Consider the following 20886-nt stretch of genomic DNA (forward strand, 5'->3'; position numbering starts at 1 on the left):
CAGAGCAGAAGCGGCTCAGGCGATGAGGAGGCCGCCGACCCAGATGCCGGCGATGACCAGGGCGGTGGCGAGCTCGATCAGCATCGAGACGCCGGCGGCCTTGAGGGCGTGCTTGGTGGACTGCCAGGCGCGGGTGTTGTCCTTCTGGCGGATGCGTTCGACGACGAAGACGCCCAGGACGAAACCGAGGACCAGGCCGACGACCGGGATGAGGAAGAAGCCGATGATGCCGACGACGCCGCCGAGGAAGAGGGTCAGGTTGGGCACGCCGGCGCGTTTGAGGTTGCGGCCGGGGACCAGGTACTTCGCGGTGAAGCCGAGGCCGAGCACCAGGGTCGCGGCGACGGCGACGGTCCAGCCGACGGCGCCGTGGCCGCCGAAGACGGCCCACGCCATGACCCCGGCCCAGCACAGGAGCAGGCCGGGGAGCATGGGGATCAGGACGCCGACGACTCCGATCAGCACCGCGGCGCCGGAGATGAAGGCCACGAGGCCGGAGTTGTCGGTCACATCCACGATGATCAGGCTAGGCGGACGCAACCACCTTGGCCAATTCCGCGGCGAAGTCCGCGGCGCGTTCCACGTGCGGGGAGTGGCCGCAGCCTTCGTAGACGATCTCGGTGTACGGGCCGTACGCGGTGAGCACCGCCCTGGTCTGGCCGATCATCGGCTGGGGCGGGCATGCTTCCTCGCCGGGCCAGCCGGGGACCAGGCCGAGCTTGCCGAGCTGGGCGAGGTCGAAGAACGAGGCGTCGGACACGATCGCGTCCTGGTCGCCGCGGATCCAGGTGATCGGGGGCTTCACCGGCAGGTCGACGATGCCGGACAGGTTCAGCCAGCGAGGCGACAGCGTGTTGAGCACCCCGCGGTCCCCCGGTCCGACGCCGGGCCAGTTGTCGCTGGTCGATCCCGTGCCGGGGTAGTTGTCCTCGCCGACGGCGGTGGAGAGCATGGTGTCCAGGAGCAGTTCCTCGTCGTCGCCGAAGGACGACGGGTCGGCGACGTAGAAGGCCCGCATGACGTTGCGCGGGCTGGCCTGCTCGTCGGTGCCGCGGTCCTTGGCCGCCAGCAGCCGCACGAAGTCGGGGTTGGCCGATCCGCCTCCGGTACCGGCGAAATCAGGCGTGGTGGGTGTGCCGGACAGGTCGCGGGTGCCGCCGAAGCCGTAGGGCGACACCGGCGCCTCCAGCACCAGCGCGGCGATGGACGAAGGGTGGTCGAGCAGCAGCTGCATCGCGACGCCGCCGCCCAGCGAGTGCCCGACCACGACCGGCTTGCGGTCGAAGCCGGCCAGCAGCGGGGCGATGTCGTCGGCGAAGTCGCGCACGCCCCGGGTGGCGTCGACGCCGAGGGTGGGTGCGGCACCGTACCCGCGCAGGTCCGGCGCGACGATCCGCCAGTCCTGCGGCAGGTGGCGCAGCAGGGGCTCCCAGAATCCGGACGAGGAGCAGTTGCCGTGGATGAGCAGGACCGGGGGGCCGTCGACTGGGCCGCGGGTGGTGACGTGCATCACCGCATCGTGACACCCCGGAATGGCGCGTCACATGTGCTCGGCCCACATGTTCCGGTCGTACTTCGTGAGGGCCCAGATGACCGCGACGTCGGCGGCGATGATGAGCATCGACCACAGCGGGTAGTACGGCAGGAACAGGAAGTTGGCGACGGCGCTGATCGCGGCGAGCACGATGCCGAGGACCCTCGCCCAGACCTGGCCGGCCAGCACTCCGACCCCGCCCGCGGCCACCAGCACGCCGAGCGCCAGGTGGATCCAGCCCCATGTCTCGACGTCGAAGCCGAAGAGGTAGTTGTCGGTGAGCACGTAGAAGGTGTCCTCGAAGATCGCGGTCAGGCCGACCACGATCTGGAAGATGCCGATGACGACCATCATGCTGCCGCCGAAGACGGCGAAGCCGGTGACCCAGCCGGATTGGCGGCCCGTTGTCGATGTCGTACTCATGCGGCCCACCGTGGGCCGCCCGAAGGTGAACCACGCTCACCCGTCCGGGACGGTCGACTCGGCGACAGTACTTGACGCTTCAAGTATTACTGCCCCACTATGTACTTGAAGGTTAAAACACTTAGGGAGATACCACCATGAACATCGTTCTGTGGGTCCTGCAGGGGCTGCTCGGCGCGGCCTTCATCGGGGCCGGGCTGATGAAGACGGCGCAGCCCAAGGAGAAGCTGCCGGCAGCCATGACCTGGACCCAGCGCCGCAGCGCCGGCACGATCAAATTCATCGGCGTCATGGAGGTGCTCGGCGGCCTCGGCCTGATCCTGCCGTGGGCCACCGACATCGCCCCGATCCTGACCCCGCTCGCCGCCGTCGGCCTGCTCGTCATCATGCTGCTGGCGATCGTCGACCACGTGCGCGCCAAGGAGTACAACGTCCTGCCGGTCAACCTGGTGCTCGGCGCGATCGCGCTGGTCATCGCGATCGGCCGGTTCTGACGCGTATCGGACGTGGCGTTGGCCGCGGCGTGCGACCTCCAGGCACCATGGACGGCATGAACGACGAGACACGATGGCTGGACGACACCGAGCAGCGCGCTTGGATGTCGTTGCTGGCCGTCGTGCTCGTCGGTTTCCCCGAGCTGGAGCGCACGTTCCGCCCGCACGGTCTGGTGCACGTCGAGTACGGGCTGCTGGCCGCGCTCAGCAACGAGGACGAGGGGCTGCGGCTGTCGGAGCTGGCGGCGCAGATGAACATGTCACAGAGCCGCCTCAGCCACCGCATGCGCAAACTGGTCGACCTCGGCTACGTGGAGGTCACCGGCGACGCGTGCGACGGGCGGGTCAGCATCGCCCGGGTCACCGAGGCCGGCCGCCGCTTCGCCGCACAGGTCTCCCCCGCCCACCTGGCCGACGTGCGGCGGCTCATCTTCGACCACCTCGACGAGGCACAGACCGCGGCGCTCGCCGACGCGCTCGGTGCGGTCGCGGACCGGCTCGGCTCGACCTGCCCGGGCGCGCCGAAGGGTCCGCCGGTACCGAAGGCCCGTAACTGAGCGCAGCCGGAAAGCCGTCACCGCATCGGGACCACAGAGCCTGTCGGCGCGTGGGCCGACAGGAATAGAGTGACCGCATGCGTGCCGTCGTGATCACCGGGGTGTCCCGCGGCCTGGGCGCCGCCCTCTTCGATGTGTGCAACGCACGCGGCGATCGGATCCTGGCGGTCGGCCGCCACTTCACGCCCGAGCAGCGCCAGGGCCGCGACGACCGGCCCGGCGACGTCACACTCTTCTCCACCGACGTGGCCGACGCGCACTGGCTGCCCGACCACGACACGCTGCGGGCGTTCCTGCGCGACGCGGACGAGGCCGTGCTGCTGCACAACGCCGCGGTCGTCGATCCGATCGGCGCCGTCGGCAAGCTCACCACGGAGGCGATCACGCACGCGATCGCGGTCAACCTGACCGCGCCCGTGGTGCTGACCAACACCTTCCTGCGCGCGGCGCCCCGCGAGGCGCGGCTGCGGGTGCTGTTCATCTCCTCCGGCGCCGCGCACCGCATCATCGACGGCTGGTCGCTGTACTGCACGACAAAGGCAGCCGGTGAGACCTTCTTCGAGGCGGTCGCCTCCCAGGTCGCCGACGAGGAACGGATCACCGTGGTCAGCGTCGACCCGGGGCAGATGGACACCGGCATGCAGGACAACATCCGGCGGGCCGCGGCGTCCGGCAACTACTTCCCGGGCCAGCAGCGGTGGATCGACGCGCACGCCGAGGGGCGGCTCGCCGACCCCATGACCGTGGCCGAGCGGATCCTCAAGGAGCACGCTCCTTAGGAGGCGAGCACCTCGCGCAGCCGCGGGGCGAAGACCGTCGGGTTGCCGTGGCCGCCGTGCCCGCCCGGAAACTCGGCGACCTCGACCCCCAGCCGCGACGCCAGCTCCACACCGACCCGGTGCGGGGCCTCGCCGGCGCTGGCCACGCCGACGGCGGGCACGATCCGGGCGGTGCCGGAGCGCAGCGTGTCGAGGTCGGGCACCCACGCCCCGAAGGCCGGCACCTCGTAACCGGCGAAGAACGGCAGGTTGCCCTGCATCCGCGCCATGAACTCCGGCGACGGCTCCTGAGCCGGGATCTCCTCGCCGGCCATGTGCATGCCCTCGCCGAAGACGCCCATCGCCGCGCCCCAGCCGTCGCGGTGGAACGTCTCCTCGACCGTGCGCATCAGCTCCCGCCAGTGCGCGGCGTCGTCGAGCAGCTCGAACGCCGGCGGTTCGTGCGCCACCGCGGTGCGGACCATCTCGGGGTGCCGGGCCGCGAGCTCCAGGGCGATCTCGGCGCCGGAGCTGTTGCCGAACACGTCGGCCGGGTCGTCCTCGGTGACGCCGACGGCGGCGAGCAGCCGGTACGCGTCGTCGCCGTGCTCCTCGACCGACTGCACCGCGGGCGGACCGTCCAGGCTGCTGCGCGAGTTGCCGCGCCGGTCGTAGGTGACGACGGTCCGGTCCTCGGCAAGCGCCTCGGCGAGACCCGCGAACCCCTCGGCGTCGTACACCCCGCCGCAGATCAGCAACAGGACCGGGCCGCTGCCACGGACCTCGTAGTGCAGCGTGGCCCCGGGCACCGCCAGCGTTTCGACCTTCATGATTCCTCCTCATGATTGCTGCCCGACGGTCGTGGCGGGCGCGGCGTTCTCGACACGGATTCGGGGCTACTCGTGAGTAATTTCCGGGTTTACACTCGCGCAATGACCGCCACGCGAACTCCCGGCGTCCCCGCCATCGACGAGGGCTCGCTGATCTCGACCAACCCGGCCAGCGGCGAAGAGGTCGGCCGATTCCCCGTGGCCTCCCCCGATCATGTCACCGAGACCGTCGGGCGCGCCCGGGACGCGGCGGGTTGGTGGGCCGGACTCGGCTTCGCCGGTCGGCGCAAGCGGCTGCTGGCGTTCCGCAGCGTGCTCGCCAACCGCCTGGAGGAGCTCGCCGAGCTGATGCACCGCGAGGGCGGCAAGCCCACCGCGGACGCCCTCGTCGAGGCGATCGCCGCGATCGACCACGTGGCCTGGGCCGCGCACCACGCCCGCAAGGTCCTCGGCCGGCGCCGGGTCGGCTCCTCGATCCTGCTCACGGAGCACAGCTCCTACCTGGAATACCTGCCGTTCGGCGTCATCGGTGTCATCGGGCCGTGGAACTACCCGGTGCTGACGCCGATGGGTTCGATCGCGTACGCCCTCGCCGCCGGCAACGCCGTGGTGTTCAAGCCGAGCGAGTACACGCCGGCCGTCGGCCAGTGGATGGTCGACCGGTTCGCCGAGGTGGTGCCGGAGCGACCGGTGCTGCAGATCGTGCACGGCATGGGCGACGTCGGCGGGGCGCTGTGCCGCTCCGGGGTCGACAAGATCGCGTTCACCGGTTCGACGGCGACCGGGAAGAAGGTCATGGCGGCTGCCGCCGAGACGCTGACCCCCGTACTGCTGGAATGCGGCGGGAAAGACGCCATGATCGTCGCCGCTGACGCCGATCTCGATGCCGCCGCCGAGGCGTGCGTCTGGGGCGGCCTGACCAACGCGGGCCAGACCTGCGTCGGCATCGAGCGGGTGTACGTCGCCGACGGCGTCTACGACGAGTTCCTCGGCCGCGTGGTCGCCCGCGCGGCGAAGCTCACCGTCGGCGAGGAGGGCACCGCCGACATCGGCCCGATCACCATGCCGTCGCAGATCGACATCATCCGGCGCCACATCGAGGACGCGCTGACCCGCGGCGGCCGCGCGGTCCTGGGCGGCGCCGAGGCGGTCCGCCCGCCCTTCGTCAGCCCGACGATCCTGGTCGACGTGCCGGAGGACGCGGCCGCCGTGCAGGAGGAGACCTTCGGCCCGACGCTCACCATCGCCCGGGTCAAGGACGCCGACGAGGCCGTCGAGCGCGCCAACGGCACCGGGTACGGCCTCGGCGGCTCGATCTTCTCCAAGTCGCGCGGCCTGGAACTGGCCAGGGGCGTCCGCTCCGGCATGACGTCGGTCAACTCGGCGCTCACCTTCGCCGGCATGCCGTCCCTGCCGTTCGGCGGCGTCGGCGGGTCAGGCTTCGGCCGCATCCACGGCGAGGACGGCCTGCGCGAGTTCACCCGCGCGAAGGCGATCGTGAAGCGCCGCGGCCCGACCCTGCTGGCCATCACGACCTTCGACCGCACCCCGAAGACCATGCAGCAGGTCCTGAAGATCGTGAAGTTCGTCCACGGCCGCTCCAAGTAGCCGGCGCACCCGGGGCTGGTAGGCTGCGCAGACTACAGAAGGTGACGACGCCGGAGATCAATTTCCACGGCCACGGTAGGATTTGGTTGAACCAGTCGACACCATCGAGTCCGGTGGCGCAGATCTAGAACAGCGTCAGCTCGTCCTTGACCATGCCGCGCAAGGCGTTGTAGTCCAGCACCACGCAGCGGATGCCGCGGTCCTCGGCCAGGACCCTGGCCTGCGGCTTGATCTCCTGCGCGGCGAAGATGCCGCGCACGGGGGCGAGCAGCGGGTCGCGGCCCATCAGCTCCAGGTAGCGGGTGAGCTGCTCCACGCCGTCGATCTCGCCGCGCCGCTTGATCTCGACCGCGACCGACACGCCCTGGGCGTCCTTGCACAGCAGGTCGACCGGGCCGATTGCGGTCATGTACTCGCGGCGGACCAGCGTGTAGCCCTCGCCGAGGGTCTGCGGGTGGGCGGCGAGCAGCACCTGCAGGTGCGCCTCGACGCCGTCCTTGACCAGGCCGGGATCGATGCCGAGGGCGTGGCCGCCGTCGTGCAGGATCTCCTCGACGGTGATCTGCAGCTCTTCGCCGCCCTTGTTGACCACCCTCCAGAGTCCGTCGGTCTCCTCCAGGCGGCAGGGCGGGGTCATCCACATCAGCGGCTTGTAGCCGCCGGTGTCGGAGTGCACCAGCACGGAGCCGTCGGACTTGACCATGATGAGGCGGATGGCGGGCGGCAGGTGGGCCGTGAGCCGGCCGATGTAGTCGACCGAGCACTTGGCGATGACGAGACGCACGGGCGACAGCCTAGCCGCAGCGGCTGGTGATGCTGGACTGACACCCGGTGTGCAGCGCCGTGGTGGCGCGTCGATGTCATGCTAGGGGGCGTGTTGGAGTCATTGACGGGCCTCGGCCTGGCCACATCGGCCGGGTTGAACGCCTACATCCCGTTGCTCGCGATCGGTGTGCTGGCGAGGTACACCGATCTCATCACGCTGCCCGGCAACTGGTCGTGGATGGAGAACGGATGGACCCTCGCGATCGTGGCGATGCTGCTGGCGATCGAGTTCGTCGCTGACAAGGTGCCGGTGGTCGACCACGTCAACGACATCCTCCAGACGTTCGTGCGGCCGACCGCGGGCGGTCTCGCCTTCGGCGCGGCGTCGAGCTCCGAGACGGTGACCGTGACCGACCCGGGCTCGTTCTTCGGCAGCCATCAGTGGGTCCCGATCGCCGTCGGCGGCGCGATCTCGCTGGGTGTGCACGGGATGAAGGCAGCGTCCAGACCCGTGATCAACGCGAGCACGGCGGGCTTCGGCGCGCCGGTGGTGAGCGTCATCGAGGACATCGCGAGCGTCACGATGGCCCTGGTCGCGATCATCCTGCCGGTGCTGGTGCTGCTGTTCGTCGTGCTGATGTTCGTGGCGTTCTGGTGGGTGGTGCGCCGCTGGAAGCGCCGCAGGGAAGAGAAGGCCGCAGCCAAGTGGGCACAGTCCCAGGGGTACCGGCCCACCTGACCTCACGGGGTCACTGCACGTAGTCGACCAGGACCGCGATGATCGGCAGCACGTCGGTGAGGTGGATCGGCAGCTCCGGCTGCGGCAGCGGGTCGGTGGGGGCGCCGGTCTGGTTGGTGACCATGATCGAGATCGCCCGGCCGCCCACCTTGACGCACCGCACCTCCCAGCCCGGCCTGGTCAGCCCCAGCTCGGGCCGGACCGCGACGTCGCGGATCCAGCCGCAGGCCGGGATCTCCCCCGGTTCGGACAACGGCAGGCAGCGCTGCAGGCCGTCGCAGCCGTCGGCCGCGTTCACGCCGCGCGGCCACACCGTCACCGCCACCGTGCCCTTCCGCCCACCGACCTCCACCCGGGCCAGCTTCGACGACGGCGTGCCGCCGTCCGGCGGCGGCACGATCCGCGGCGCGGGGTCGAGCCACCGCAGCGGCTGCGGCAGCCAGGTGCGCATCGACGACTCGAAGAACGCGCTGGGATCCGGCCGGGAGTCCTCGCCCCCGGACGGCGCCGCGGACCCGGTGGGGCGCTCGGCGACGCCCGGGCCGGGACGTTCGCCGTGGGGCAGGAGCGTGGCGGCGCCCACGACCGCGAGGACCGTGACCGTCGCGGCGGCACCCACGGCCGCGCGCCGCAGCCGGCGCAGGCCCGTCTTGCGCCGCACGATCCCGTCGACGTCGACGGTGGACGGCGGCGGGGTGCCGATCATGTCGTCGAACAGTTGCTGTGTCATCGCTGGTCCCCCGATGCGGCGAGTTGGCGCAGCGCCTCCAGGGCGCGCGCGGACTGGCTCTTGACCGTGCCCGCGGAGACGCCGAGCAGGTCAGCGGTCTCCTCGACGGAGCAGTTGAGATAGAAGCGCAGCACCAGCACCGCCCGCTGGCGCGGGCCGAGCGAGCCGAGCAGGTCCTCGAGCGCAGCACGGTCGTCGACGCGGTCGTGCGGGCTGTGCACCGGCTCGGGCAGGTGTGCGCTGGCCCGCTCCCGCGACCACGGTCGGCGGCGCTCGTCGAGCCAGGTGCGGGTCAGCACCTTCTGGGCGAACGCGTCGCGGTTGTCGGCCCGGCTGACCTTCGCCCAGTGCCAGTAGAGCTTGCCCACCATGATCGAAACCAGGTCGTCGGCGGCATGCCAGTCACGGCAGAGCAGGAACGCGGTGCGCCGCCAGCGGTCCATCCGCACGGCGACGTACTCGCGGAACTCGTCGTCCTGCGGCATCGGCCTCCCCTTTCTCCGCGCTACGACGACGCGGACCGGAGAAAGGTTGCAGGCTAGGAGAGCTTGTGCGCCTCCCGCACGACGGTGACGAGCTCGTCGACGACGTCCGTGATCGCGAAGTCCTTCGGCGTGAAGACCCGGGCCACCCCCGAGGCCCGCAACACGAGCGCGTCCTCGGGCGGGATGATGCCGCCCACCACGACCGGCAGGTCGTCGAGCCCCTCGGCGCGCAGCCCCGCCAGTACCGACGCGACCGCCGCCAGATGAGAGCCTGACAGGACGGAGAGGCCGACGAGGTCCACGTCCTCCTCGACCGCCGCCGCGACGATCTGCGCCGGGGTCAGGCGGATCCCCTGGTACACCACCTCGAAGCCGGCATCGCGGGCACGCACGGCGATCTGCTCGGCGCCGTTGGAGTGCCCGTCGAGGCCGGGCTTGCCGACCAGCATCCGCAGCCGGCCGGCGCCGAGTTCCTCCGCCGTGCGCCGGACCCGCTCACGCACCGCGACCAGCGCCGTGCCGGGTGCCCCGGCGAGCGCGGTTGGGGAGACCGCACCGGTGAGGCCGGTCGGGGCGCGGTACTCGCCGAAGACCTCCCGCAGCACGGCCGCCCACTCCCCGGTGGTCACGCCCGCGCGGACGCAGTCGAGGGTGGCCTCCATGAGGTTGCCCGCGCCGCCGGCCACCTCCCGCAGCCGATCGAGGGTCGCGGTGACCTCGCCGGCGTCGCGTGAGGCGCGCCAGGCGGCCAGGGACTCCACGGCCGCGGCCTCGACCGCCGGGTCGATCTGCTCGATCGCCGCGGCGCCGGCGGCGACCAGCGGCGACGGCTCGGTCTCGGGGAACCGGTTGACGCCGACCACGACGTCCTCGCCGCGCTCCATCCGGCCGCGCCGCTCGGCGAGCGACGCCACGAGGGCGCTCTTGAGGTAGCCGGACTCGACGGCCGCGACCACGCCGCCCATCCCCAGGACACGGTCGAGCTCGGCGGTCGCCCCGGCGACCAGGTCGTCGACGAGGGCGGTCATGACGTGCGAGCCCTCGAACAGGTCGGGGTAGTCCAGCAGGTCGGACTCGAACGCCAGGACCTGCTGCATGCGCAGGGACCACTGCTGGTCCCACGGGCGCGGCAGGCCGAGCGCCTCGTTCCACGCCGGGAGTTGTACGGCACGTGCCCGGGCGTCGCGGGACAGCGTCACGCCGAGCATCTCCAGCACGATGCGCTGCACGTTGTTCTCGGGCTGCGACTCGGTGAGGCCCAGGCTGTTGACCTGCACCCCGTAGCGGAACCGCTTCGCCGACCTGTCGGAAATCTCGTACCTGTCGGTCAGGAGCTTCGCCCAGAGCACGCCGAACGCCCGCATCTTCGCGGTCTCCTCGACGAAGCGGACCGAGGCGTTGACGAAGAACGAGATGCGCGCCGCGACCTGCGTGAACCGCTCCGGCGGCAGCTGGCCGGAGTCGCGGACGGCGTCGAGCACGGCGATCGCGGTGGCGAGCGCGAACGCCACCTCCTGCACGGGGGTCGCCCCGGCCTCCTGCAGGTGATACGAGCAGATGTTGACCGGGTTCCACTTCGGGCAGTTCGCCACGGTCCACGCGATCGTGTCGGTGGTCAGGCGCAGCGACGGCCCCGGCGGGAAGATGTGCGTGCCCCGGGACAGGTACTCCTTTACGATGTCGTTCTGCGTGGTGCCGGCCAGTGCCGCGAGCGGCGCGCCCTGCTCCCGCGCGACGGTGACGTAGAGGCTCAGCAGCCACATGGCGGTGGCGTTGATCGTCATCGACGTGTTGGCAAGACCGAGGTCGATGCCGTCGAAGAGGGTGCGCATGTCGCCCAGGTGCGAGATCGGCACGCCGACCCGGCCGACCTCACCGCGCGCCAGCTCGGCGTCGGGGTCGTAGCCGGTCTGCGTGGGCAGGTCGAAGGCGACCGACAGGCCGGTCTGCCCCTTGGCCAGGTTGCGCCGGAACAGGGCGTTGGAAGCCGCGGCCGAGGAGTGCCCGGCATAGGTGCGCATGACCCATGGGCGGTCGCGCTCGGGGAGCTTCGCCATAGAAGCACCTTACTTATCGGTAACTTGGTCAGGGCGGTGAAAAGTGTCACCGGGGCCTGATGCCTATAGTGAACGCCGTGACGGAAGCGATCACCGTGCGGGGACTCTATAAGCGGTACCGGGGACATGTCGCCGTCGATGGCGTCGACCTCGACGTGCACCGCGGTGAGGTGTTCGCGCTCCTCGGCCCGAACGGTGCGGGCAAGACCACGACGGTGGAGATCCTCGAGGGGTTCCGGCGGCGCACGTCGGGCGAGGCCACGGTCCTCGGCGTCGACCCGCAGGTCGCCGACGGCGAGTGGAAGCAGCGGGTCGGCATCGTGCTGCAGAGCACCGGGGAGATCGACGACCTGACGGTCCGCGAGGTGGTGCACCACTTCGCGCTGTACTACCGCAACGCCGACGACCCCGACGCCGTCATCGAGCGGGTCGGGCTCGCCGACAAGCGCGGCGCCCGGACCCGGGTCCTGTCCGGTGGGCAGAAGCGCCGCCTCGACGTGGCGCTGGGCATCATCGGCCGCCCGGAGCTGCTGTTCCTCGACGAGCCGACCACCGGCTTCGACCCGGAGGCGCGCCGCGAGTTCTGGGGCCTGATCCGCCAGCTCGCCGCCGCCGGCACCACGATCCTGCTCACCACGCACTACCTGGACGAGGCCGAGACCCTCGCCGACCGGGTCGGCGTGCTCGTCGGCGGCAAGCTCGTCGCCGTCGACACCCCCGCCCGGCTCGGCAACCGGGGCACCGCCGCCGCGACGGTCGGCTGGCACTCCCCCGACGGCCCCCGCCAGGAGCAGACCGACACCCCGACCACGGTCGTGGCCAGGCTCGCCGAGCAGTTCGGCGGCGAGGTCCCCGGCCTGACCGTGACCAGACCCAGCCTCGAGGACGTGTACCTGCGGATGATCGGCGCCGGCGAATGACGACGTTGCGGCTCGGAGCGGCCCGCGGCGGCCTGGAGATCAAGCAGTTCCTGCGCAGCCGGGAGTCGGTGATCTTCACGCTGGTCTTCCCGCTGCTGCTGCTGGTCATCTTCGGTGCGGTGTTCGACGCCGAGATCGCGCCGGGTGTGTCGTTCACGCAGTACTTCGCCGCCGGCATCATCGCCGCCGGGCTGCTGACCACCGGGTTCCAGTCCTTGGCGATCCAGATCCCGATAGAGCGCGAGAAGGGCATCCTCAAGCGGCTGCGGGGCACCCCGATGCCGCGCACCGCGTACTTCATCGGCAAGGTCGTCATGGTCCTCGCGATCGGCGCCGCCGAGACCGTGGTGCTGGTGGCGACCGCCGCGGCGTTCTACGACCTGCCGGTGCCCTCGACCGCCGAGAAATGGGTGACGTTCGGCTGGGTGTCACTGCTCGGGATCACCGCGTGCACGCTGTGCGGGATCGCCTTCTCCTCCCTGGCACGCACCGGGCGCGGCGCGCCGGCGATCGTGACCCCCGTCGCACTGGTGCTGCAGTTCATCTCGGGCGTCTTCTTCCAGTACACGAGCATCCCGGACTGGATGCGCACCATCGCCTCGCTGTTCCCGCTGAAATGGATGACCCAGGGCATGCGCTCGGTGTTCCTGCCGGACTCGTTCGCGGCCCGGGAGGTCGGCGGCTCCTGGCAGCTCGGCCACGTCGCGATCGCGCTCGGGGCGTGGGTCGTCATCGGCCTGGCGCTGTGCGTGTTCACGTTCCGCTGGACCGACCGGGCGTAATTCGCTCAAGGCCGCCGCCACCCCGCCGATCAGGGCGGGGTGATGGGTCGGCTGGGCAGGGCGGTCCGGCATGCCGGCACAGTCGGCATCCTGGCGATCCTGCTCGTCCTCGCCCTCGGCCTGGCGGCGTCCTGGAACGCCGCCTCCTCGCTGCGGCACAACCAGCTGGCGCGCGCCAACGCCGTCATGGACCGCGACACGTCCCTCGCCGAGGCCGCCGTGCGCACCGAGGTCCACCGGTACCTCGACGCGCTGCGCACCGTCGCGGCGGCGGTCGGGGCGCACGAGACGCTGACCTTCGACGACTTCTCCACCACCACGGCGCCGTTGCGGGACGCCGGGCTGCCGGGCGCCACGTCGCTGGTCTTCGTCGTGCCCGCGGAGGACTCCCAGCTGGACGACGTCGAGCGGTTCTGGCGCGACCGCGGCGTCACCGGCCTCGACCTGACCGCGAAGGGCAGCGGCCGGGAGCACCTGTTCGTCATCTTCTCCCGCCCGCTGGACGGCGCGGCCAGCGCCACGGCCGGCACCGACCTGTCCCAGTCCGCCGAGCCGACCGCCGCGCTCAACGAGGCCCGCCGCGCCGGTGGGCCGGCCGTCTCCGACACCTATGTGCTGCTGCGCGACCGTGCCCTGCCCGTGACGCGCCAGCAGCTGTCGTTCGCCATCGCCGCGCCGGTGTACGGCAACCCGACGCCGTCGGGTACCAAGACGTTCAAGGGGTGGGTCGTCTTCGGGCTGCGCGGGCAGAACTTCGTCGGCGGGGTGCTGGACGACGCCACCCAGGGCCAGGTCGACGCCGACCTGTGGGCCGACAACGGCGGCGGCCAGGACACCCGGGTCGCGTACCTGCACCGCATCGCCCACCCGGACCTGCGCCGGGACGTGACCATCCCGATCGCCAACCGGCAGTGGCGGCTCGTCCTGACCGCCGACTCCGACCGGCTCGCCGGGCTGACCGGCCCGGCCAACACCGCCCCGCTCGCGATCGGCGCCGGCGGCACGATGCTGACCCTGCTGGTCGTGTTCATGCTGTGGGCCCTGGCGGGCGGCCGGGCCCGCGCCGAGGCCCGGGTCGTCGCGGCCACCGCCGAGCTGCGCGAGGCCGAACGCACCGCAAACCGGCAGGTCGACCTCCTCAACGGCATCCTCGACCGGATCAGCGACGGGGTGGGCGTCATCGACGAGCACGGCGTCTTCCTGGTGCACAACCCCGCGGCGAAGTCGATGCTCGGCGTGGACGCCGACGCGGACGGCGTCGGAGGCTGGCAGGAGCACTACGGCATCTACCGCCCCGACGGCATGACCGAGTTCCCGGTCGAGGAGCTGCCGCTGGTCCGGGCCCTCGCCGGCGAGTCGACGGACCGGGTCGAGATGGTCATCCGCAACGCGGCCCGCCCCGAGGGCACCCTGCTGTCCGTCAGCGGCCGCCCGCTCGACGTCGACGGCCGGCGCGGCGCCATCGCGGTCTTCCACGACATCACCGAGGTCCGGGAGCGCGAAGGCGACCTGACCGCGTTCGCCGGCATCGTCGCGCACGACCTCAAGAACCCGCTGACGGTCATCGCCGCGCACGCCGAGATGGCGCACGACGCGCTCGAACCGGCCGTGCCGCACTCACGGGAGGCCCGGGAGGCCACCGCCAGCATCGACCGGGTCAGCGCCGGCGTCGTGCGGATGCGGCGGCTCATCGACGACCTGCTCGCCTACACCACCGCCCGCGACGCGGCCCTGAAACCGCAGCCGCTGGACCTCGGCGCGCTGGTCGGCGAGGTCGTCGCCGAACGGGTCAACCACCTGGCGGCCCGCCCGGACATCTACGTCGGCCCGCTGCCCTGGGTCGAGGCCGACCCCGCCCTGCTGCGGCACGTGCTGGACAACCTCATCGGCAACGCCCTCAAGTACGTGCAGCCCGGCCGTACCCCGAAGGTCGACGTCAGCGCGTCGCCGGCCGGTCCGGGCTGGGTCAGGATCGAGGTCGCCGACCGCGGCATCGGCGTGCCCGACGCCGACAAGCCCTACGTCTTCGAGTCCTTCCACCGGGCCCACACCGGCCAGTTCTACGGCGGCACCGGCCTCGGCCTGGCCATCTGCCGCCGCGTCGTCGACCGGCACGGCGGCTCGATCACCGTCGTGGACAACCTTGGCGGCGGCAGCCGCTTCAGCTTCACCGTGCCCGGGGCCCCGATCCCCCTGGAGACCCCGGCCGGCGTCACCGCTCACGAATACGTGTAGAACCCCTTGCCCGACTTCCGGCCCAGGTCACCGGCCACGACCATCCGTGCCAGCAGCTCCGGCGGGAAGAACTTCGGGTCGGCGGTGTCCGTGTGGATGTTCTTCGCCGCGTGGTACAGCACGTCCACGCCCGTCAGGTCGGTGGTCGCCAGCGGCCCCATGGCGTGCCCGAAGCCCAGCTTGCAGGCCAGGTCCAGGTCCTCGGCACTCACCACGCCGCTCTCGACCAGCTGGACCGCCTCGACCACCAGCGCCGCGATCAGCCGCGTGGTGACGAACCCGGCGACGTCCCGGTTGACCACGATGCAGGTCTTGCCGATCTCCTCCGCGAAGCTCCTCGCGGTGGCCAGCGTCGCGTCGCTCGTCTTGTAGCCGCGCACCAGTTCGCACAGCTTCATCACCGGTACGGGGCTGAAGAAGTGCGTCCCCACGACCTGCTCCGGGCGCTGTGTCGCCGTGGCGATCTGCGTCACCGGGATCGCGGACGTGTTCGTCGCCAGCACCGCGTCCGCCCGGCAGATCTTGTCCAGCGTCGCGAACAGCTCCTGCTTCACGTCCAGCCGCTCGAACACCGCCTCGACCACGATGTCGGCCTCGGCCGCCGCGTCCAGGTCCGTGGTGGTCGTGATCCTTGCGAGGGTCTCCTGCACATCACCCTCGGCGATCACGCCCTTGCTCGCGAACTTCGCCAGCGACTTCTCGATGCCCCCGACGCCGCGCCGGACCGCCTCGTCGGACAGGTCCCGCAGCGTCACCTCCCACCCGGCCTGCGCGGCGACCTGCGCGATGCCCGATCCCATCAGCCCCGCCCCGATGACCGCCAGTCGACCCGCCATGTGACTCCCTTTCGCATCGTCTCAACCCGCTGACCTTATCCGGCTCCAAAGGGTGATCATCTAGTGGCAGACTGTCAGCGTGCCCCTCATGTACCTTGCCGGATGGGCGGCCTCCGCCGGTGCACTGGCCACCCTCGTCCTGATCATCCGGCTGCTCCGCTTCGGCGAACGAAGGACCACCCCGCCGGGCGGCGCCCGCTCACCCGCCCCGGACACCGCCCTGGACTTCGGCCTGCTGCGCTCGGTCTCCCTGATCGGCGACCTGGCGTTCGCCCGCGACGTCCGCGACCGCCTGCGCCACAACGGCGTCCGAGCCACCCTCGCCACCGGCCACGACGGCATGGTCCGCGTCCTCGTCTTCGCCGACGAGTACGACCACGCCAGGTTGTTACTAGCTCCCTAGCTTCGCCAGGGGCCCGTGGGGGATTCTCACCCCACACCCCCAATGCTTCGCTGCGCTCGCACGGCCTGCGCTTCGCGCGGCCGCAACACACGCATGCGCGCTGCAACTGAAAGACCGGTGGTCCGGGTTCGAGGCACACCAGGTCTTTCGTCCAGCTCGCCTGCCCTGCGCGCGAGACGCGGAGGCACGCCCATCCACTCCGGGCGGGCGGAAGCGTGGAGGCGGGGTTCCCTGGATGGGCCTGCCTACGCGTCTCGCGCGAAGGGCAGGCGAATCGGACGAAAGACCTTGCCGGACCCGCAACCTCGACCACTGGTCTTTTCATTGCAGCGCGCAGCGTGTGTTGCGGCCGCGCGAAGCGCAGGGCGTGCGAGCGCAGCGAAGCATGGGGGGTCCGGGGTGGGAACCCCCCGGCCGCCGGCGGCGCCAGCCGCCCGAAGCTAGTAACAGCTAGAAGTCGAACTGGTCTGGGGGGGCGGCGGCGCGTTCTACTGCGACGCCCAGGCCGCGGAGGTCGGATTCGAAGCTGGGGTAGCCGCGGTCGATGTGGTGGACGTGGCGGATCTCGGTGACGCCGTCGGCGCACAGGCCCGCGATGGCCAGGCCGGCGCCGGCGCGGATGTCCGTCGCGGTGACCGGGGCGCCGGAAAGGCGCTCGACGCCGCGGACGACGGCGTGGTGGCCGTCGGTGCGGATGTCGGCGCCGAGGCGGGACATCTCGTTGATGAACATGAAGCGGCCGTCGAAGATGTTCTCCGTGACCAGGGACGAGCCTTCGCTGACGGAGGCGAGGCCGACCGCCATCGGCAGCAGGTCGGTGGCGAAGCCGGGGAACGGGAGGGTGACCACGTCGACGGCGCGCGGGCGGTCGGCCATGCGGACGCGGAAGGAGTCGGGCGCGGTGTCGACCTGGCCGCCGGCGGTGGCGACCTTGTCCAGGGCGATCTCCAGGAAGTGCGGGTCGATGCCGTGCACGGTCACGTCGCCGCGGGTCATGGCGGCCGCGAAGGCCCAGGTGCCGGCGACGATGCGGTCGCCGACGGTGCGGTGCTCGACGGGGCGCAGCTCGGCGACGCCCTCGACCACGAGCCGGGAGGAGCCGGCGCCGGAGATGTCGGCGCCCATGTCGGTGAGCATGCGGCAGATGTCGACGATCTCCGGCTCGCGAGCCGCGTTGTCGATCTCGGTGCGGCCGTTGGCGAGGACCGCGGCCATCAGCAGGTTCTCGGTGGCGCCGACGCTGGGGAAGTCGAGCCAGATGGTGGCGCCGTGCAGCTTCGGCGCGGTGGCGATGACGAAGCCGTGCTCGCCGGAGATGTCCGCGCCCATGCGGCGCAGGCCCTCCACGTGCATGTCGAGGCCGCGGGAGCCGATCGCGTCACCGCCGGGGTGCGCGACGCGGACGTGGCCGCAGCGGGCCAGCAGGGGGCCCAGCACGCAGATGGAGGCGCGCAGGCGCCGCACCAGGTCGTAGTCGGCCTCGGTGCCGAGGCGTTCGGGCACGTCGATGATGACGCGGTCCTCGTCCTGCTCGACCTCGCAGCCGAGCCGGCGCAGCACCTCCGCCATGATGGCGATGTCGGTGATGCGGGGCACATTGGTGAGCACCGACCGCCCGGTGGCCAGCAGCGCGGCCGCCATGAGCTTGAGTGCTGAGTTCTTGGCACCGACGACCGACACGTCACCGGCGAGCCTGGCGCCGCCCATCACACGGATCACGTCCACGTCGGTCATCGTAGGGGCATTCCGTACCGTGAAAACCATGGCCATTCACCTCACCCGTATCTACACGAAGACCGGCGACACCGGCACGACCGGATTGGGCGACTTCTCCCGGGTGCCGAAGACCCATCCGCGCATCGGTGCCTACGCCGACGTCGACGAGGCCAACGCCGCCCTGGGGGTGGCCGTGGCCATGGGTGACCTGGCCGAGGAGCTGCGGGCGGTGCTCACCGTCGTCCAGAACGACATGTTCGACGTGGGCGCCGATCTGTGCAACCCGGTGGTGGAGGAGCCGCAGTACCCACCGCTGCGGGTGACCGAGGAGTACCTGACGCGCCTGGAGGGCTGGTGCGACGAGTTCAATGAGCGCCTGCCGAAGCTCGACTCGTTCATCCTTCCGGGCGGCACCCCGGGCGCGGCGCTGCTCAACGTGGCCAGGACGGTGACGCGCCGGGCCGAGCGCAGCGCGTGGGCGCTGATGGAGCTCGACCCGGAGCACACGAACGAGCTGGCCGTGCGCTACCTCAACCGGCTGTCGGACCTGCTGTTCATCCTCGGCCGGATCGCCAACCCCGACGGCGACGTGAAGTGGGTGCCGGGGGCCAACCGTCAGGTGCCGTAGACCCCCAGCTCTTCCGGCCCGCGGGTCAGCAGGCGGGCGGCACCGGGTCGGACCGGCTGCCGGTGCCGGTCGGGGAGCCCTGCACCGTGAAGGTCCTGGCGGAGGCGGCCTCCCGGCGCAGCACCATCCGGCACAGCTGCCGGGCGGCGCCGAGGTTGACCTGCAGCCACTGCGGGTCGCTGAACGCGATGGACCAGCGGGTGGCGGGGTTGCCGTCGAACGCCCTGGCCGGCAGCAGGCTGCCGTTCTCGGTGGAGGACGCGGTGGCGGGCCTGTTGAGCGCGACATTCGTGGCACCGCAGGCCGCGGGAGCGGCGGCCTGCGGCGGAGGGCACCGCGAACAGCGCCGCCGCGGAAAGCACCACGGCAGCGAGCATTCTGGACATAAAGGGTTCACCTAGGGGTGACGGCCACTCGGAGAGCGCTCTCAGACCGCGTCGGTCTTCCCTAGATAAAAGACAATCGTCAATTTCTGACTAATTTGTGCGATATCGGTAGGGCCGGGTCTCCGGGGTCGACTCACCCGGAGGCGCCGCCTCCACCCACGACAGGAAGCCGGTCAGCGCCCGCTCCGCCATCGCGATCTCGACCGGCGCCTGGCGACTGACGCACCGCACGATCACCCAGTCCGGCGGGAGGACGAGCAGCTCGGCCGGGTCAGGCGTGCGGCGGCGGTCGACGGAGAGCCCACGGCGGGAGAACACCCGACGTGGGCCGGGCCAGAAACTGAAGATGCGATACCACCGCAGGTCGTCACCGGCGAAGCGGGCCAGGCCCGCCGACCAGCCCCGGCCGGGCACCATGGTGCTCAGCCGGACACCCAGCTCGATCGTGCCGCCCTGACGGGCGATGACGACGCGGCGCACGAACAGCAGCGCCAGCGCGGCGAGCACGATGAGGACCCCGATGCCGATTCCCTCGACGATCCTCACCGACGCCGCCCGCGAGTCAGTGCGCGGCTTGCGCGGATGCGGGGGTGCAGCTCTCGGCGAGCACCGTCACCCCGGTCGCGGTGATGGAGAGGAACCCGCCCGAGACGTCGAAGGCGATCTCCTGCCCACCGGAGTGCTTGATGCGCACCTGACCGGGCTCGGCGAGCTGACCGAGGAGCGGCGCGTGGCCGGGAAGCACACCGAGCTCGCCCTCCGTCGTGCGCGCCATGACCATGTCGGCGTCACCGGACCAGACTTTTTCCTCGACGGCTACGAGCTCGACGTGCAGCTGCCTCGCCACGCTAGTTACTCCTCGTGTGCGCGATTCGGTTTTGCCGAGTGTAGTCAATGATCCGACGAGGCGAGCAGTGGGCCTCGCCACGTTGGCACAACTGTTGAAATGCGGGTGAAGTGGCGGCCCACGAATCGGCAGAAGGTGGGTATCCGACACTTCAGAGCGTGACGCACGTCACCCTGTCACGGTGGGCCATTCACTGAAAAAGACGGAGGTGATTTTCATGCGAGGAAAGATCGCGGCGGCGAGCGTCGTGATCGCGGCCGCCGCCGTGGCGATCCCGCAGCCGGCCCATGCGGGCGTTCCCGCCGCCGAGATCTGGTTCAACGGCGGCGAGATCGTCTACCAGGCCCCGGCCGGCCAGGCCAACGCGCTGGTGCTGACCACGGTGGGCGTCAACCTGTACCGCCTCGACGACGTCGTGCCCATCACGTCGGACGAGGACGACTGCGTGTACCCCGTCCTCGGCGACGACACGGTCATGGACTGCGAACGCAACCTGACGTTCTGGGACGTGGACCTCGGCGACCTCAACGACACGCTCGACAACCAGACCACCCGCCCGGGACACCTCAACGTCGGCGCCGGCAACGACATCGTGCGGACCGGCGGCAACGGCGGCTCCAACCAGGAGGTCGCGGGCGGCGACGGCGACGACCTCATCTACTCCGGCCCGGGCAACGACTGGATCGCCGCCGGCGCCGGCAACGACACCGTGTCCTACGAGGGACGCATCGGCGCCGTGGTGGCCGCAGTGGCGACCGGAGGGGCCGAGGACACCTATGTGAGCGGCGTGGAGAACCTGACCGGCGGCGCCGGCGGCGACACCCTCACCGGCAACGCCTCCAACAACGTCCTCGACGGCGGCACCGGCACCATCTGCCTGTTCATGGTCTGCTTCGTGACCTCCGGCAACGACACGCTGCGCGGCGGCAGCGGCAACGACCTGCTGCGCGGGCAGGGCGGCGCCGACAACCTGTACGGCGAGGGCGGCGTCGACACGCTCCGCGGCGGTGCAGACTTCGACGCCCTGGACGGCGGCCCCGCCTCCGACTGGTGCTATACGGAGGCGGACGGCGGCACGACCGTGAACTGCGGCCTGGTGGTCACCTAGACGGCAAGAAGGGGTGCCCCCGTCGGGAGGCACCCCTTCTCACTG

General features: G+C 71.1%; 24 protein-coding genes. 11 read left to right on the plus strand and 13 right to left on the minus strand.

Annotated features, from left to right (window positions below; translation table 11 throughout):
- Positions 1–15: 15 nt before the first annotated feature.
- The 3 genes from OHA72_RS01045 to OHA72_RS01055 are packed head-to-tail and all read right to left on the minus strand — an operon-like array spanning position 16 to position 1957.
- The gene (locus OHA72_RS01045) at positions 16–516 is read right to left on the minus strand and encodes a DUF456 domain-containing protein (protein WP_327005987.1); all 501 of its coding nucleotides are present in this window, start codon (positions 514–516) and stop codon (positions 16–18) included.
- 10 nt (positions 517–526) lie between these two features.
- Entirely contained in the window at positions 527–1510 is a 984-nt protein-coding gene (locus OHA72_RS01050; RefSeq protein WP_327005988.1) for an alpha/beta hydrolase, read from the minus strand.
- A 30-nt stretch (positions 1511–1540) separates the two neighbouring features.
- Positions 1541–1957 carry a DUF7144 family membrane protein gene (locus OHA72_RS01055; RefSeq protein ID WP_327005989.1) on the minus strand — a complete coding sequence of 139 codons (417 nt, stop codon included), beginning with the start codon at positions 1955–1957 and terminating at the stop codon, positions 1541–1543.
- Between the two features lie 137 nt (positions 1958–2094).
- Here OHA72_RS01055 and OHA72_RS01060 point away from each other — a divergent pair, with 137 nt between their 5' ends.
- The 3 genes from OHA72_RS01060 (at position 2095) to OHA72_RS01070 (ending at position 3787) form a co-directional block, all read left to right on the plus strand.
- Complete coding sequence (locus tag OHA72_RS01060) at positions 2095–2451, plus strand: DoxX family protein (RefSeq protein ID WP_327005990.1); 357 nt, start codon at positions 2095–2097, stop codon at positions 2449–2451.
- 56 nt (positions 2452–2507) lie between these two features.
- Entirely contained in the window at positions 2508–3008 is a 501-nt protein-coding gene (locus OHA72_RS01065) for a MarR family winged helix-turn-helix transcriptional regulator (protein ID WP_327005991.1), read from the plus strand.
- Between the two features lie 77 nt (positions 3009–3085).
- Positions 3086–3787 (plus strand): SDR family NAD(P)-dependent oxidoreductase, encoded by a 702-nt coding sequence (locus OHA72_RS01070; RefSeq protein WP_327005992.1) that lies wholly within the window; start codon positions 3086–3088, stop codon positions 3785–3787.
- Here the strand turns inward: OHA72_RS01070 and OHA72_RS01075 are convergent.
- A complete protein-coding gene (locus tag OHA72_RS01075; RefSeq protein ID WP_327005993.1) occupies positions 3784–4596 on the minus strand; it encodes an alpha/beta fold hydrolase in 813 nt (270 codons plus the stop codon). The two genes, OHA72_RS01070 and OHA72_RS01075, sit on opposite strands and share 4 nt — an antisense overlap.
- A gap of 102 nt (positions 4597–4698) precedes the next feature.
- Here OHA72_RS01075 and OHA72_RS01080 point away from each other — a divergent pair, with 102 nt between their 5' ends.
- On the plus strand, positions 4699–6204 hold the full coding sequence (locus OHA72_RS01080) for an aldehyde dehydrogenase family protein (protein ID WP_327005994.1): 1506 nt from the start codon (positions 4699–4701) through the stop codon (positions 6202–6204).
- Positions 6205–6328: 124 nt separating this feature from the next.
- Here the strand turns inward: OHA72_RS01080 and nucS are convergent, their stop codons facing one another.
- Positions 6329–6988: an endonuclease NucS gene (nucS, locus tag OHA72_RS01085; protein ID WP_327005995.1), complete on the minus strand. Its 660-nt coding sequence runs from the start codon at positions 6986–6988 to the stop codon at positions 6329–6331.
- A 90-nt stretch (positions 6989–7078) separates the two neighbouring features.
- Here nucS and OHA72_RS01090 point away from each other — a divergent pair, with 90 nt between their 5' ends.
- The gene (locus OHA72_RS01090) at positions 7079–7708 is read left to right on the plus strand and encodes a DUF4126 domain-containing protein (protein ID WP_327005996.1); all 630 of its coding nucleotides are present in this window, start codon (positions 7079–7081) and stop codon (positions 7706–7708) included.
- 10 nt (positions 7709–7718) lie between these two features.
- On the opposite strand, the gene OHA72_RS01095 is transcribed toward OHA72_RS01090, so the two are convergent.
- The 3 genes from OHA72_RS01095 to OHA72_RS01105 are packed head-to-tail and all read right to left on the minus strand — an operon-like array spanning position 7719 to position 10944.
- Positions 7719–8438, minus strand: coding sequence for a hypothetical protein (locus OHA72_RS01095; RefSeq protein ID WP_327005997.1), 720 nt, complete (start codon positions 8436–8438; stop codon positions 7719–7721).
- Positions 8435–8923 (minus strand): SigE family RNA polymerase sigma factor, encoded by a 489-nt coding sequence (locus OHA72_RS01100; protein ID WP_327005998.1) that lies wholly within the window; start codon positions 8921–8923, stop codon positions 8435–8437. The genes OHA72_RS01095 and OHA72_RS01100 overlap by 4 nt, the downstream gene beginning before the upstream one ends.
- A 53-nt stretch (positions 8924–8976) precedes the next feature.
- On the minus strand, positions 8977–10944 hold the full coding sequence (locus tag OHA72_RS01105) for an ethylmalonyl-CoA mutase (RefSeq protein WP_442788810.1): 1968 nt from the start codon (positions 10942–10944) through the stop codon (positions 8977–8979).
- A 113-nt stretch (positions 10945–11057) separates the two neighbouring features.
- Here OHA72_RS01105 and OHA72_RS01110 point away from each other — a divergent pair, with 113 nt between their 5' ends.
- The 3 genes from OHA72_RS01110 to OHA72_RS01120 are packed head-to-tail and all read left to right on the plus strand — an operon-like array spanning position 11058 to position 14917.
- Positions 11058–11900 carry an ABC transporter ATP-binding protein gene (locus OHA72_RS01110; RefSeq protein ID WP_327006000.1) on the plus strand — a complete coding sequence of 281 codons (843 nt, stop codon included), beginning with the start codon at positions 11058–11060 and terminating at the stop codon, positions 11898–11900.
- Positions 11897–12682, plus strand: a complete 786-nt coding sequence (locus OHA72_RS01115) for an ABC transporter permease (protein WP_327006001.1) — start codon at positions 11897–11899, stop codon at positions 12680–12682. The genes OHA72_RS01110 and OHA72_RS01115 overlap by 4 nt, the downstream gene beginning before the upstream one ends.
- Positions 12683–12724: 42 nt before the next feature.
- A complete protein-coding gene (locus OHA72_RS01120) occupies positions 12725–14917 on the plus strand; it encodes an ATP-binding protein (protein WP_327006002.1) in 2193 nt (730 codons plus the stop codon).
- Here OHA72_RS01120 and OHA72_RS01125 read toward each other — a convergent pair.
- Positions 14902–15753, minus strand: coding sequence for a 3-hydroxyacyl-CoA dehydrogenase family protein (locus OHA72_RS01125; protein ID WP_327006003.1), 852 nt, complete (start codon positions 15751–15753; stop codon positions 14902–14904). The genes OHA72_RS01120 and OHA72_RS01125 overlap by 16 nt on opposite strands.
- Positions 15754–15841: 88 nt before the next feature.
- Between OHA72_RS01125 and OHA72_RS01130 the strand changes: the two genes are divergently transcribed.
- Positions 15842–16156 (plus strand): hypothetical protein, encoded by a 315-nt coding sequence (locus OHA72_RS01130; RefSeq protein ID WP_327006004.1) that lies wholly within the window; start codon positions 15842–15844, stop codon positions 16154–16156.
- Between the two features lie 450 nt (positions 16157–16606).
- Here OHA72_RS01130 and murA read toward each other — a convergent pair whose 3' ends face one another.
- Positions 16607–17890, minus strand: coding sequence for a UDP-N-acetylglucosamine 1-carboxyvinyltransferase (gene murA / locus OHA72_RS01135; RefSeq protein WP_327006005.1), 1284 nt, complete (start codon positions 17888–17890; stop codon positions 16607–16609).
- A 28-nt stretch (positions 17891–17918) separates the two neighbouring features.
- Between murA and OHA72_RS01140 the strand changes: the two genes are divergently transcribed.
- Complete coding sequence (locus OHA72_RS01140) at positions 17919–18500, plus strand: cob(I)yrinic acid a,c-diamide adenosyltransferase (protein ID WP_327006006.1); 582 nt, start codon at positions 17919–17921, stop codon at positions 18498–18500.
- A gap of 25 nt (positions 18501–18525) precedes the next feature.
- Here OHA72_RS01140 and OHA72_RS01145 read toward each other — a convergent pair whose 3' ends face one another.
- From OHA72_RS01145 to OHA72_RS01155, 3 genes are all read right to left on the minus strand, one after another.
- Positions 18526–18897, minus strand: a complete 372-nt coding sequence (locus tag OHA72_RS01145) for a discoidin domain-containing protein (RefSeq protein WP_327006007.1) — start codon at positions 18895–18897, stop codon at positions 18526–18528.
- A 79-nt stretch (positions 18898–18976) separates the two neighbouring features.
- Entirely contained in the window at positions 18977–19432 is a 456-nt protein-coding gene (locus OHA72_RS01150; RefSeq protein WP_327006008.1) for a DUF2550 domain-containing protein, read from the minus strand.
- Between the two features lie 16 nt (positions 19433–19448).
- The gene (locus OHA72_RS01155) at positions 19449–19733 is read right to left on the minus strand and encodes a F0F1 ATP synthase subunit epsilon (protein ID WP_327006009.1); all 285 of its coding nucleotides are present in this window, start codon (positions 19731–19733) and stop codon (positions 19449–19451) included.
- Positions 19734–19950: 217 nt separating this feature from the next.
- Here OHA72_RS01155 and OHA72_RS01160 point away from each other — a divergent pair, with 217 nt between their 5' ends.
- A complete protein-coding gene (locus OHA72_RS01160; RefSeq protein WP_327006010.1) occupies positions 19951–20841 on the plus strand; it encodes a calcium-binding protein in 891 nt (296 codons plus the stop codon).
- Positions 20842–20886 lie beyond the last annotated feature (45 nt).

Origin of the sequence: Dactylosporangium sp. NBC_01737 (assembly GCF_035963215.1) — a bacterium.
Lineage (GTDB): Bacteria > Actinomycetota > Actinomycetes > Mycobacteriales > Micromonosporaceae > Dactylosporangium.